Here is a 12,340-nt window from a genome sequence, read left to right as displayed (position 1 = left end):
GCCAAGGAGCAGAACATGAGTGATTCGATGGGATCGTCTTCCGGCGGCGCGAAGATCGTCGGCAAGGGCGCGGCAACCGCCGCGGGACCGGGGCCGGATGTGATGGCAGCCAGCACGCTCGATGGCAATTCGGTGATCAGCAGCGATGGCCACGATGTCGGCTCGCTGAAGGACATCATGCTCGACGTGAGCAATGGGCAGATTGCGTATGCGGTGCTGTCGAGCGGGGGATTTCTCGGAATCGGCAATAAGTTGCTTGCCATTCCATGGAGCGCGCTCACGCTCGACACCGACAACCGCTGCTTCCGTCTCGATGCAACAGCTGAACAGGTTCGCAACTCTCCGGGTTTCGACAAGGACGCGTGGCCGTCGATGGCCGATCACGTCTGGGCCAGCACGGTGCATCAGCACTACGGGCGCGAGCCGTACTGGGCGACGGATCGCGCGAGGGACGTGAGTCAGGCCGGGGCCATTCCGCCCGAGGGCGTCGATGCGCCCGAGGCGGGCGGGGTCAAGCTCTGACGAGGTAACCGACAGCGTTGACCGGCCGCGAGATCAGTCGAGCGGCCGCTCGCCGACCTGCATGTTGGTGCCTTCCGTTTCATCGGTCAGGGCGCGGAGAACGTCTGACGCAAAATCTTCGATGGCAAGGTGCCACTCGATCGTGCCGACGGCGAAGTCGTTCGGATTGCTCTTCCCTTGCGCCCGGCGAATCGCTCCTACCGAGAGACTCAACGCGCGTGCGTGCTGGAAGTGCGGGTCGTCCGAATCGATGAAGGGGAGTTGGTCTTTGTTCATGGTACCTATTACGGTCCTTGCCGACGAAACTTGAGAAGGGCACACGGTACGCAATCGTTTGCGCGAGGGAATGCCCTGATTCACATGCAAAGCTATCTGAACCTTGCCGGAAATTCGGGTGTCGCAGCATTCGACATCCTGCGTACCGGCATCATGGTGCGTTTCGTCAGCGGCGGGACTTATTTGTATGACTATCACGTGCCTGGGCGTACGCACGTGGAAGCAATGAAACGCCTGGCCCTGAGCGGCCGTGGTCTCAGCACCTATATTTCACGGCTTGGCGCGGAGTATGCCAAACGGATCGCTTAGCTGCTCGAACCACGCATTTTACGCGAAGTAAATAGTCTTACTTCGTACGAATCGTTTAAGGCAGTTTTCGTCGAATCGTTGGGATACCCAATGAATATTATGATTATCAGAATGCGTCCGAAAGGCAAGCATCGTCCGCCGGTGCGGCATGGTCGATGCTGACATCCCTGTAAGCGGCGCACTCGCGTCGACTTTCAAGGAGACGGTCATGAAAGCCACTTTCGCCATCAGCGGTGCCCTACTCGCGCTTTGCAGCGCAACAGCGTTCGCCCAGGACATGTCGCGCGATCAACTCATGCAGAAGCCTCAGCAAATGCAGCCCGGCAAGCACGAGTCCGTGCCGACGCCTCGCACCGGCGATGCATCGCGCGGCGGCGTACCTTCGGGTACCTCGGGAAGCGGAACACTGATGCAGCAACGCGAACACGGCATGTCGTCCGACGCGCCGTCCAACCCGCCGCAATCGACCGGCACCATGAAGCAGTGAGTGGTGCATGCGCGTGGCGTCGATGAAGCATACGACGCCACGTGACCACATCATTCAAGACCTCGGGTTCGCCTGAACCGATCTTGCTTCGCGCGGGACCGTGCGCATGAAGCGTATATGCTGTTTTCTCCACATGACCAGGAGAGAACGGATGAGCACACCGCACGTCAAGGCGCTGCCAGAAAGGCGGCGTGCACGTGAAGAAGAGCGAACTGCTGCGCGCCGCAATCGCGATGCTCGACGCCGCGCCGGAGAAAAAGTTGATCGCAGCGATCAAGGCGCTCGAGACGGTGAAGACGGGACGGCCGTCGAACGTTTGAGCTGCATCGATGGGTGAAACTGGATCAACGCCGTCGCCGCGAGTAACTGCGAGTAACCGGATGGTTAGCGCGGCGGGCGCGCCCAAAGACTTTGATACAAACCAGTGGTACAAAACAAAAATCCCGCATGGCCGATGACCATGCGGGATCCGATGTCTGTCCTGGCGGAGAGAGGGGGATTCGAACCCCCGCCTCCCGTTGTTGCATAAGGCTTTGCGGGCTCGTGTGTAGATAAAGTGTAGATTGTGCTCGCTACCGTAATGGGAGCCTTTCCAGGGAAAGGCTACTGTTTTGGTATCGTTTCCTGTATTCTTGTAGAAACAGTACATAGAGACCGATATGGCTACCAAAACCGCAAAGCAGACTGCACGAGCAACTCCCGCTATCCGACAAGGCATCAAGGCCGAGGTTGAGACCGTGCCGATGCCGATCCGTTTTGAAGTTGACCAAGTACGGGCGCTGAAGATAGCCGCCGCATTGCTAGGTACGACTGCCTCCGCCATTGTGCGCGGGAGCGTACGCGATTGGCTCATTGAACAGGCTAACGGGGACCCTGCTTTTGGAGCGGCACTTGACTCTGCGGGTGTGAAAATTTAACCACAGGCATTGTGTGGTTTTTACTTGATGTAGAAAGAGTTCACAAGTATCATTCGTTCCTGTAGTGAGCAGCACCAAGGGATGAACTGAAGAGTAACTGTAGAAAGAGTTCACAAGTACCTAGTCGCTGAGTAGAACGAGACGCCCGAGCGATACAGGGTTGAGAGGCTACCGAGATACCGAAGGGCTTAGAGGTCGCTCTAGGATGGGCTGGAGGAAACAAGGTAGCGGTAGGTGATGACAGGGACGCTCCCCACGTTAGTCAGGCACCCACCCAGGCAGAACCGCAAGCGAGCTAACCCTCCCCGGCCCTGTCTGGATAAAGAACCCTACGGGGTTACGCAAGGCGGCTCAACGAGTCCCCTTACTTAACCGAGGAGGATCACATGGGCAGCAAAGCAAAACGAGCAGCGCGCGAAGCTAGTTGGAGAGCAGGTTTCCGAGAGGCACCGACCAGCGCCGGACCCGCGCGAGTTGTAACGAGCATGCCCGGGGCAATTAGAGATAACGCGGGCTACTCAGTAGGCACCGCGAGCACGAGCACCTTGGGCTATCGAGAACAGCGCGGCGGCACGGTTGTTATTCGCCACGTTCTCCCGGACGCCCGCTTTTGAATAAATACAGACGCTAGCCACGCACCGACAAATAGGGCCGCCGCCCGAGGACAGATCATGAACCTTCAACCCTGCAAGACCTTTGTTATCCGCACCCCTAACACCAGCCGCGAAAACTGGAAGGCCATTAACGCGGCCCTTCGTCATAACGGGTTTGAGGTTCATCGTTTCCACGCTGTGCTGTCGGACGGCGGTATGTCTATCGTTGCTGATGCTCGGCACCCTAGCGGAGAGGAGGAGAGGTGCGCCCGCCGCGCCCTCAATGCCCTGCCCGCCTCGCTCTACATATCGCACTGATTTTCTGAGAAAATCGATACGGCCAGGAATAATTACGCGATTAATGAGGATTATATGGACTTGACAGCAATCGCCGGGGCGTATCAGGGAATTCGTAATATCAAGGAAATTGTGAGCGGCTTTATCGACTCGAAAGCGGATGCCGCCGCGAAAGAAAAGGTATTCGACGTCAAGGAGCGGTTAGGCGCGATTCAAGATACATTGTTTGAACTCCGGGACACGTTAGCGGCGTTACAGGACGAGAATGCCCGTTTAAGAGCACAAGTGGCAGCGGGTGAGGCTTGGCAACAACGGGCGGCGGAATACAAGCTCGTGGAAACAACCGGCGGCGCAATTGTGTATCAATATTCAGGCGAGCCTGCACACTACGCATGTCCTAACTGCTTTGAGGGCAAGAAGGTCAGCATTTTGCAGTCAAACAGAAGCTATAAGGGGAGCTACTCTTGTAAGGCCTGTGACGCTTCTTACCTCCTTGAACCTTTGAAACCAATAGCGCCGCCGCGTTTGTACTGACACAGCAGTAACCTGATTCCGGGCGCAGGCTCGGTTACCCACCCGCCTACGGCGTGGCCCTTCTCACAAGGGGTTATCCGTAGGCGGGTTTTCTTTTGTCGTTTGGTCTACTTTCTCTTTTACGAGGTTCTATATGCCCAAAGGCGTAATTCCAACAAAGCCGTATGCGGAGGATCGCACCGTCTCCGCCAAAGTCTCCCCCGAGTTCGTTAAGCGCCTCAAGCAAGTTGCGCTTGATAAGGACACAAGCGTATCCGTTATTATCAAAACCGCCCTGTTTAACTATATGGCGGGCGCACAGATTGGCCGATAATCGTACTACCGTCAAAATCTCGGCTGACGCCTCAGGCTACACCGCAGAACTTGACCGCGCCCGGAAATCCGCGCAAGCTTTCCAACAAACGCAAGACCAAGCAGCACAGCGCATTAAGGTTGCTCAAGAGGCAATTGCAGAGGCGGCGGCCAACGGCTCTAATGCCTCGGCCCGCGCGATTAATTCGTTCGTAAGTCAGATGCAGCGCGCAGCGTCTACAGCAGGACAGACGCAGGCACAAATTCTACAGATGCGCGCGGCGCAACTCGGTGTTACTGACGCGGTAAGCGGGTATATCGCCACTATTCAGCAGGCTAGCCAAGCTACCCACGAGTTCAACCTCAACACTACCGCCTCACGCCGTGAGCTTATGGTTTTGGCGCACGAAGCCTCGCAAGGTAGTTGGTCGCGGTTCGGCGGTTCCCTTATGGTGCTCGGGGAACAGATGGACATTATGCGCTTGGCTCTCTCCCCGGTCGGTTTAGCTCTTACGGCGGCAGGAGGCGCGGCGTATCTGTTCATTGAGAAAATCAACGAGGGAGCGAAGCAGGCCGAGGCATTCAATAAGGCCATTGCTAGCACGGGTGGTTATCTCGGGTTGTCTACCGAGCAAATGATTGCCATGAGTAACGGTTTGCAGAGCGCACACGAAAGCCTTAGCGAAGTGCGGGAGGCTATGGCGCAGGTTGCGACAACCGGCGCATTTACGGCGGACAACCTGCAACTCGCCACGCAAGCCGCGCTCGCTATGTCCTCGGATATTGGCGTTGGTACGGACAAGGCGGCGGAGTCCCTCTCCAAGATTCAGGACGGCGTACTCAAGTGGGTTGAGGAGTACCAGAAAGCGCACCATACGTTTAGCGCGGCGCAGATTGAGGAAATTGCCGGGTTCGTTAAGCTTGGGGATACCGCGAGCGCTACCGGCGCGATTATGCGGGACCTCGTGGGCGCGCACGCTGCTATCCAAGAGGATGCGGATAAGCACATGGGGGCCGTTCAAAGGTGGTGGACTGATTGGGGCAACATTATTGCCCGGGTCAAGAACGCCATTATGGACATCGGCGTACCGGACGGCATTACCAAGCAGGTCGGAGAGCAACTCGCCACGGTGGAGGCCGTGCAGCGAAATATTAATGACCAGCGGCGCATGGGTAATCTTGCGGCGGCGCGCGCTGCCGAGGCGCAACTCTCCGTTGAGAGACAGAAACTTGACGTGCTTCGCAATCAGCAGGCCGAGGAGTTCAAGGCCCAACGTGCGCGGGAGGCCTCAGCCAAGGGCGGAGATTCCAAGCTAGCCATTGGCTCGTATCTCACGTCTGACAAGTACGCGAGTCCCGGCCAGAAGCATACGAACGAGTTAGGCGCGGAGGATGCGGCGTTTAAAAAGGCGATTACTGGCCTTAACAAGGACAGCGCAGATTACCAAGCCGCCCTCAAACGCCATTACGACAACGTAGCCGAGATTAACGAGCAGTACGCCAAGTCCACACGCGGCCACCACAGTAACCCGAATACGGCTATTAACGGCGCACTTGCCGAGGAGCGCAACCGTATGACGGCTATCGAGTCGGCGCGGAGGGATGCGTTGGCGCAGGCCAAAGCCGATTTTGATACGGGGCGTCTCCAGTATCAGGACTATTACGCCAAGGTGCGCGATATCAACGTCAAAGCTTATGACGAGGAAATTGCAATCCAGCAAAAGCGGGTGGCCCTGGCCTCCAGGAAGAAAGAGCTTGCGGCGCGTCAGTCTGCACTTGGGGAGTTGCAAAAGCTCCAGGCCGCACGCATGACGGCGGAGAACGACTACACGCGGGCGCTTGCCGAGCAGTTTAAGAAACGGCAGGAGCAGGTAGACAAGTACCGCACGCAGCAACAGGCAGCGGTGCAGCGGGTCTCCTCGGCCTATGAGGCGCAGGACGCAACGCGGTTTATGACCTCGGACCAAGCGGCGGCGTTCGATGCTGCCCTCCGGCTCCGTGAGTCTTTCTATCAGGCCGTAGCGAGCCTCAAGGAGGAATTTGACTCCGCCCGGACGGACCGAGAGACGTACAACGCTAAACTTGCGATTGCGGCGGACGGCTATAGCGCGCAACTCTCGCTACTGCGGGACCACTTGGCTAAGGAGCAAGCCCTCCGGGAGAGCTTCAGCGCGCAAATGGGCCTCCAGCTTGTGCAGTTGAGCGGTAACGGCAAAACCGCTGCGCAGGTCATGGCCGAGGGGTTTGGCTCCGTGTGGTCTACGGCTAGCTCGCAACTCGATGATTTTGTGACCAAGGGCAAGTTTAGTTTCTCGTCCTTTACCTCGTCCATCCTTGCGGACATGGCAAAGATTGCCCTTCACATGGCCGAGATGCAGGCGTTCCGCGCTATCGGCCCGTCTATGGGCCTGTCCCTCCCCGGCTTTGCTACGGGCGGCCATATCAGCGGCCCCGGCTCGGGCACGAGTGACTCTATTCCGGCCATGCTTTCTAACGGGGAGTTCGTGGTTAAAGCCGCGAGCACGCGCAAGTATCGCTCGTTGCTGGAGTCGATCAACTCAGGACAGCACTTCGCCACGGGCGGCGCGGTCGGTTCTATTCCTGCGGTAAGCGGCTCGGGCGGATCGACCATCCATAATCACTTGCAGCTAAACCTTAACGGGGGGAGTTTGACCCAAGAGGACCTCGTGGCCCTCGCCCCGCAGTTCCAAAACATGATTGATAGGCGTATCAGTCAGCGCTGGTCAGGGCAAGGCGGGATGCAGTACATGATCCGTAACGGGCAAATCTGATGATAGCCGGAGTGCAATGTTGGGACGCGAACGGTAATCTTGTTCTCGACGCAACGCACAGCATCATGCGCTTCTACGATATACGCGTGCTCTCAAACGGCCAGGGCGGGAGCGCAGTTGATTCGCGATTTGCGCAGGGGCGGTGCTGGGTGTCATTTCAACCCGATAGATACATTGGATTCGGGTCTGGAGGCACGATCCATCCGCAGTTCTCATATGACCCAAGCACAAACACGCTGACATGGTCCTACGCTGCCAAGAACAGTGCGCAGTGGGACGAGTTCGTCAGCGGCATCCTTTATTACGGAGGTTTCTAGTTTTGATCAAAATGGATTACGTGGTACCCGCTACGGGAGCCGTAGCTACCGTGCATGTCGTTGCGCAATTGCAGATTGACTATGCCGGGTCCAACACGCTTACCGCTAGCGTCTGTTCCTTTGTGGACGAGGCGGCCTACGCGGCTAACAAGTACGCCATGTTCACTCAGTCCATTCCCGTTGAGGGCTTACCGCCTGACGGAGAGAACCCGCAGGCTTACGCGTACGCGCGCCTCGTTGAGCCTGTACCGGACGGGGAGGTAACGCCGTACGCCAACCGGCGCGTGTTCTCGGGCGGGGCGCTCGTAGACGCAGAACCCACGGCCTAACGGCCTTACCCGTAGGCGGGCCGCTGACTGATTCAGTGGGTTGGTAGATGAAATCTCCAGAACGTTATTTCCAATATGGTTAGGAGTACATGACTAAAAAAGCATTCAGCGCCATCACAATAAAATCCGTTCAAGACGAGCGGCGGGAGATTGAAGGCATCGCAAGTAGCCCGGCTTTAGACCGGGTGAAAGACCGAGTGGACCCTATGGGCCTCTCGTTCGATAAGGAGGTTCCGCTCCTCCTTAATCACGACCACGCGAGTCCCGTAGGAACCGTCCAGTTTGGTACGCCCACAAGACACGGCCTCCCGTTCAAGGCGGTTATCGCCAAGGTAGATGAACCCGGCGTAGTTCAAGACCGGACGAACGAGGCTTGGCACAGTGTTAAGGCAGGCCTTATCAAGGGCGTCTCCATTGGATTCCGCCCCGAGGAGGCCGCCCCGAATTCGTCCGGTGGCCTGGACTACACCAAGGCAAGTGTCCACGAGCTTTCCCTCGTAGCTATCCCTTGTAATCCGGAGGCGTTCATTTCCTCGTTCAAAAGTCTTGGCGTAACGGCCTCGGCCATCGAGCCGATTCCACAGCACACGTCTAAAGCCGTCGAGGCTTCCGTAGCCGCACCAGCACCCGTCGAGACCAAAGCCGTTGCCTCGCAACCGGTCCGCACAGCAGTTCAAATTAATCACACCAATAAGGAAGTAACCGACATGCAGAACACGAACCACAACATTTTCATCCGCCGCTTGATTCTCCGTGCAATCACTGGCGGTAACGAGGCTCAAGGAGCGCCGTACGCTGAAGCCCGCTGGGGCGCGGCATCCGGAATCAATAAGGTGCTCAAGGCCGTCCAAAACCCGATGGGTACGGATAACGCGGGCGTGCTTGCTGCCGAAACGTTGAGCCGGGATCAGTTCGTCCAGACCGTCTTTAGTACCTCGGTCCTCGGTCAACTCCAAGGTCTCACCCGCGTCCCTGCGCTTGCACGCGTGAACGTGGAAACCGTGCCCATTACCGCTAGCTTTGTCGGGGAGCACATGCCCGTACAAGCGTATCAAGGTGCGTTTGGTGTCACTCTGACTAACCAACGCAAGGTCGGAATTATCACGGTCCTGTCCGCAGAGCTTATTCGCATGTCGGGTGACGCGGCGGAGGCGCTTATCGAGGCGCAAGTCCGCCGTGCTCTTAGCCGAGGTCTCGATAAGGCATTCCTTGGCAGTCAGGCTCGCGACGGTGTTACCCCTACGGGTCTCGGCGCGGTGGCATCGCAAGCCGCGTCGTTTGCCGAAGGCTTGGAGGCTTTCACTGGAGACCTTACCACCGCGAGCGTCCTCGTTAATCCGCTTACGGCAGTGCGCCTCCGTAGCGCTAGCGAAACGCAAATCACCGCCAAGGGCGGTATCTACTGCGGTATGCCCGCTATTTGCTCGTACAGCGTTCCAGTTGGCAAGTTGTTTGTGGTCGATGCCGCGCGGGTCCTGGCGTTCGTGGGGGCCGCCGAATTGGACATTACAGCGGAGGGCACTTTCCCCGTGGATGACGGCACGGGCACTGTAACGGCGGTGCAAACGGGCATGTTCCAGTCGGACCAGCAAGCTATCCGGGGCCTCCAGTACGCCGATTGGTCGTTCGTTGACGGCGCGGCATTTCAGACCACGGCTCCCGTCTCGGTCTAACCAAACTACCTACGGCAACATAACCGGGCGGCATGGTGTCGCCCGAAACTCCATAAGGATAACTAAGATGGAATATGAACTTGTACTTTGCGACAGCATGACCGATGAAGCTCTTAACGGCTATATCAAGGCCGCCGAGGCTTGCAATACCGGTCTCCGGGCTCAGATTGCCAGGAATGACCAACTGGCCGCACAAGCCAAGCTCCGCCTCCTGCAACGCCAAATCGCAGGGTGCGACGAGTGAGCGCGCAGCACTCGGACACGGCCTTTCGTTTGAGCTTGGCCGCATATGATCGTCTCAAGGAGGGAGCAAAGCAGGCGGGGATTCCGCTTGCTCGCTATTTCCGGATTAAGGCGTCGCAGTTGGTACGCATTGCAGACCCGAAGTTTGATATTTCCGGAGCTATTCCCCACCGCCGTATCGACGTGGGAGTTTCGGAACCGGTGCTACAAGGCTTGCGCGACCTATGCCGAGACTTAGACCTGCCAGAGTCTGTGGCGGGCGAGCTTGTAGCATGCGCGATGTTCGCGCCGAGGCTACACGCATGAGTTATCTGACGGACTACAACGCGCAGCGGCGACACCTTAGCCGCTTGACACGCGCGCTTGGTCTCCCCGTCTCGGGCCACAACGGGAAACGCCGCGTACCGCTCGGAAACAACGAGCTTCGCGTGGCTATCCACGATGCCTGTCTCGGGCCGGATTGGAAAGACGTAACGGAAGGCCAGAACGCTGCACAGATGGACCTCAGACTGGGCCGCATGGTTGACACCGCGCATATTAGGAACGGCTACGAGTTGGCCGTAGCTCAGGCATGTATCCGGGCGGGAAAGCACGAGGCCCGTATGGCGCGGGCAGATATGGCGATCCTCCGGGACAGCAAAGGGCGCACGGTATGCCGACCGATGACGCATAGGCACCGCATGGCCCGGATGCAAGCCGCTAGCGACTTCTACGCTACGGCTCGGCAGTATCAAAGCAAGCATGAGGAGGCCCGCCGTGCGGCAGAGCAACGGTAACAACACATGTCCGTCCTGCGGGGAGCGCTTCCGGTCCTCCCGAGCGTTCGACGCTCACCGAGCCGGCCCATACGGCTCGGTCGGTCTGAACGGGCGCTATCTACCTTCTCAGCGCCGTTGCAAGACGGTCCCGGAAATGGAGGCTGATGGAATGCAGCAAAACAGGTGGGGACTGTGGGTTACTAAAGCGTTCGGAATGACGCTCCATTTGCACCAACGGCGGACGAGAGGGCCGAGGTGCTAGGCGAGTAGCCGGGAGCTATTCCGGCACGTCCTAGCCTCACACGCGCTGCGCACGCGCGCACAACGCGACCTTACCGAAATAGCGACCACACCAACTTTCCAACCATGTATAGCGGAAGGAGAAATATGAGCAACACACTCAACATCAGTGCCACCGAATGAAGCCTCTGTTTCGTGAAGTCTGGAAGCACGAACGAAAGCAGCACTAATGGCCATAGACTCAGACACCCGAAAAACATGCCCTAGATGCCCCCATTAGCGATGGGCCTGTTCGACCCACGAGCACTCCAACCCGCCGAAGGCCAACCACCCAAAACCAGGCCAACCACAAATAGCGCCACTCCAACCGATAGATATAGCGCCAGCCAATGTTCACGGACCAGAGTTAGCACGTTCATGGGTCAGCAGATAGGAACTAATACGGATGATAAGCGCTTTTGCGCTTGGCCTCCTTGGTTTTACGCGCGAATCGGAAGGATTCTTTGGACTTAGCGATTGTTCTGTTCTGACCGGTCGGATTCAAGGCTAAACCCGCTGCAATTCGGAATACCCCCCCCGGGGGGTTATCTAGAATTTTCGCGAATGTCAATAGATAATCTCGAAAATCGAGATATATCAGAAATATTGAGCACCGATTTAGTGCGTGCTCATATATCAGGCATTCCACAGCCCTCGTCATGCTTTAGTCGAGTGTCTTTATAAAATTAACAAAGGATTATAAATGAGTGAATGCTCTAAGCATCCGCAATGGCAAGCTACGGGTATGCAATGGCGCTGTCCACACTGCGCTAGTGAGCCTGTCCCTAAGACCAAGCCGATCAAAAGACGTAGCAAACCGGACTATGGTAGTGCTGGCGTTCGGCTTAGCGGTAGCGCACGCCTTAAGCGTAACGACCGAATTAGAGAGCGGGACGGATTTAAGTGCACACATTGCAGCGTTGCCGTTAGACGTGGCGAGGTAGATCACATTATCCCTCTAAAGGACGGTGGTACCGAGGATGATAGTAACTGTCAATTACTTTGCACTGGTTGCCATGCGGATAAGACCCGTGCCGATATGGGCTTCAAGCCTAAGTATGGGGCTAACTTAGACGGAACACCACGGGACAAGGCCCACCATTGGAACGAGGGCTAATGCAGCATCCACATTGGTACGAGGCGTTGCCTGACGACTTTTGGGCCTGGTATGAACAGGTAAGGGCTAAGGCCACGGAGATAGTTAGCCTTACCATCAGGGTTAAGCGCAATCAAATATCCATTGATTATCTAGATACATGCGGGAAGCCGATGCGGGATAAGTTCTACGTTACCCGGGGAGAAAATGGTACTTGTGTCTCGTGCTGATTCAATGGTCAAGACGTCACGACAGTGGTTTAAAGAGTTTCCGGTAATCGTTGAGGGAGTTACCGAGGAGCTAACCCGCAAGGGTTACACAGTGAATGCAGTGCATGTGCAGTCCGATTTGATGCGGGTGGCATTCACAATTACCGACCTGGAGGGCCTCACCCTGCACCTGAATATTGACCCCACCGAGCCTAGCGGGGTTGATAAAAAGTATGTAAGTATGCAGAATTCACCTACTCTCTTTAGAGAGAAGAGAGGGTGTATGCAACGGGGCCAGGAATGAGCGGAGCGAGCAGGCAGGAACTAGACGCGATCAGGAATGATCCGGCAGTACAGGAGGCCGTGGGCCGGATACAGTTGGCTATTGAAGCCGCCGAACGCGCAACGGCAGAGGTAA

The 12,340-nt window shown here is 57.1% G+C and carries 13 protein-coding genes and 1 tRNA gene; 12 read left to right on the top strand and 2 right to left on the bottom strand.

Annotated features, from left to right (window positions below; all coding sequences use genetic code 11):
- The first annotated feature begins 15 nt into the window (after nucleotides 1–15).
- A complete protein-coding gene (locus QCE64_RS04990) occupies nucleotides 16–522 on the top strand; it encodes a PRC-barrel domain-containing protein (RefSeq protein WP_309915125.1) in 507 nt (168 codons plus the stop codon).
- 33 nt (nucleotides 523–555) lie between these two features.
- Here the strand turns inward: QCE64_RS04990 and QCE64_RS04985 are convergent, their stop codons facing one another.
- On the bottom strand, nucleotides 556–798 hold the full coding sequence (locus QCE64_RS04985; RefSeq protein ID WP_309807961.1) for a hypothetical protein: 243 nt from the start codon (nucleotides 796–798) through the stop codon (nucleotides 556–558).
- Between the two features lie 84 nt (nucleotides 799–882).
- Here QCE64_RS04985 and QCE64_RS04980 point away from each other — a divergent pair, with 84 nt between their 5' ends.
- The 3 genes from QCE64_RS04980 to QCE64_RS04970 all read left to right on the top strand — a co-directional run bounded on the left by QCE64_RS04980 (nucleotide 883) and on the right by QCE64_RS04970 (nucleotide 1,914).
- Nucleotides 883–1,107 carry a hypothetical protein gene (locus QCE64_RS04980; protein WP_309915124.1) on the top strand — a complete coding sequence of 75 codons (225 nt, stop codon included), beginning with the start codon at nucleotides 883–885 and terminating at the stop codon, nucleotides 1,105–1,107.
- A gap of 148 nt (nucleotides 1,108–1,255) precedes the next feature.
- Nucleotides 1,256–1,594 (top strand): hypothetical protein, encoded by a 339-nt coding sequence (locus QCE64_RS04975; protein ID WP_310002910.1) that lies wholly within the window; start codon nucleotides 1,256–1,258, stop codon nucleotides 1,592–1,594.
- A gap of 197 nt (nucleotides 1,595–1,791) precedes the next feature.
- Nucleotides 1,792–1,914, top strand: a complete 123-nt coding sequence (locus QCE64_RS04970; RefSeq protein WP_309915119.1) for a hypothetical protein — start codon at nucleotides 1,792–1,794, stop codon at nucleotides 1,912–1,914.
- A gap of 162 nt (nucleotides 1,915–2,076) precedes the next feature.
- On the opposite strand, the gene QCE64_RS04965 is transcribed toward QCE64_RS04970, so the two are convergent.
- Nucleotides 2,077–2,188, bottom strand: a tRNA-OTHER gene (locus QCE64_RS04965).
- Nucleotides 2,189–2,253: 65 nt separating this feature from the next.
- Between QCE64_RS04965 and QCE64_RS04960 the strand changes: the two genes are divergently transcribed.
- The 8 genes from QCE64_RS04960 (at nucleotide 2,254) to QCE64_RS04925 (ending at nucleotide 11,734) form a co-directional block, all read left to right on the top strand.
- Complete coding sequence (locus tag QCE64_RS04960; protein ID WP_310002908.1) at nucleotides 2,254–2,511, top strand: hypothetical protein; 258 nt, start codon at nucleotides 2,254–2,256, stop codon at nucleotides 2,509–2,511.
- A 671-nt stretch (nucleotides 2,512–3,182) separates the two neighbouring features.
- A complete protein-coding gene (locus tag QCE64_RS04955; RefSeq protein ID WP_310002905.1) occupies nucleotides 3,183–3,422 on the top strand; it encodes a hypothetical protein in 240 nt (79 codons plus the stop codon).
- A 54-nt stretch (nucleotides 3,423–3,476) separates the two neighbouring features.
- Nucleotides 3,477–3,935, top strand: a complete 459-nt coding sequence (locus QCE64_RS04950; protein WP_310002903.1) for a hypothetical protein — start codon at nucleotides 3,477–3,479, stop codon at nucleotides 3,933–3,935.
- A gap of 133 nt (nucleotides 3,936–4,068) precedes the next feature.
- Nucleotides 4,069–4,248: a hypothetical protein gene (locus QCE64_RS04945; RefSeq protein ID WP_310002901.1), complete on the top strand. Its 180-nt coding sequence runs from the start codon at nucleotides 4,069–4,071 to the stop codon at nucleotides 4,246–4,248.
- Nucleotides 4,238–7,018: a phage tail length tape measure family protein gene (locus QCE64_RS04940; protein ID WP_310002899.1), complete on the top strand. Its 2,781-nt coding sequence runs from the start codon at nucleotides 4,238–4,240 to the stop codon at nucleotides 7,016–7,018. The genes QCE64_RS04945 and QCE64_RS04940 overlap by 11 nt, the downstream gene beginning before the upstream one ends.
- 735 nt (nucleotides 7,019–7,753) lie before the next feature.
- The gene (locus QCE64_RS04935) at nucleotides 7,754–9,337 is read left to right on the top strand and encodes an HK97 family phage prohead protease (RefSeq protein WP_310002897.1); all 1,584 of its coding nucleotides are present in this window, start codon (nucleotides 7,754–7,756) and stop codon (nucleotides 9,335–9,337) included.
- Nucleotides 9,338–9,404: 67 nt separating this feature from the next.
- Complete coding sequence (locus tag QCE64_RS04930; RefSeq protein ID WP_310002894.1) at nucleotides 9,405–9,581, top strand: hypothetical protein; 177 nt, start codon at nucleotides 9,405–9,407, stop codon at nucleotides 9,579–9,581.
- A 1,739-nt stretch (nucleotides 9,582–11,320) separates the two neighbouring features.
- Complete coding sequence (locus QCE64_RS04925; RefSeq protein ID WP_310002891.1) at nucleotides 11,321–11,734, top strand: HNH endonuclease signature motif containing protein; 414 nt, start codon at nucleotides 11,321–11,323, stop codon at nucleotides 11,732–11,734.
- Nucleotides 11,735–12,340: the final 606 nt, after the last annotated feature.

The organism is Caballeronia sp. LZ043, assembly GCF_031451075.1.
Lineage (GTDB): Bacteria > Pseudomonadota > Gammaproteobacteria > Burkholderiales > Burkholderiaceae > Caballeronia.
Note: the sequence above shows the minus strand (reverse complement) of the source record. Positions and strands in the feature narration are given on the sequence as shown.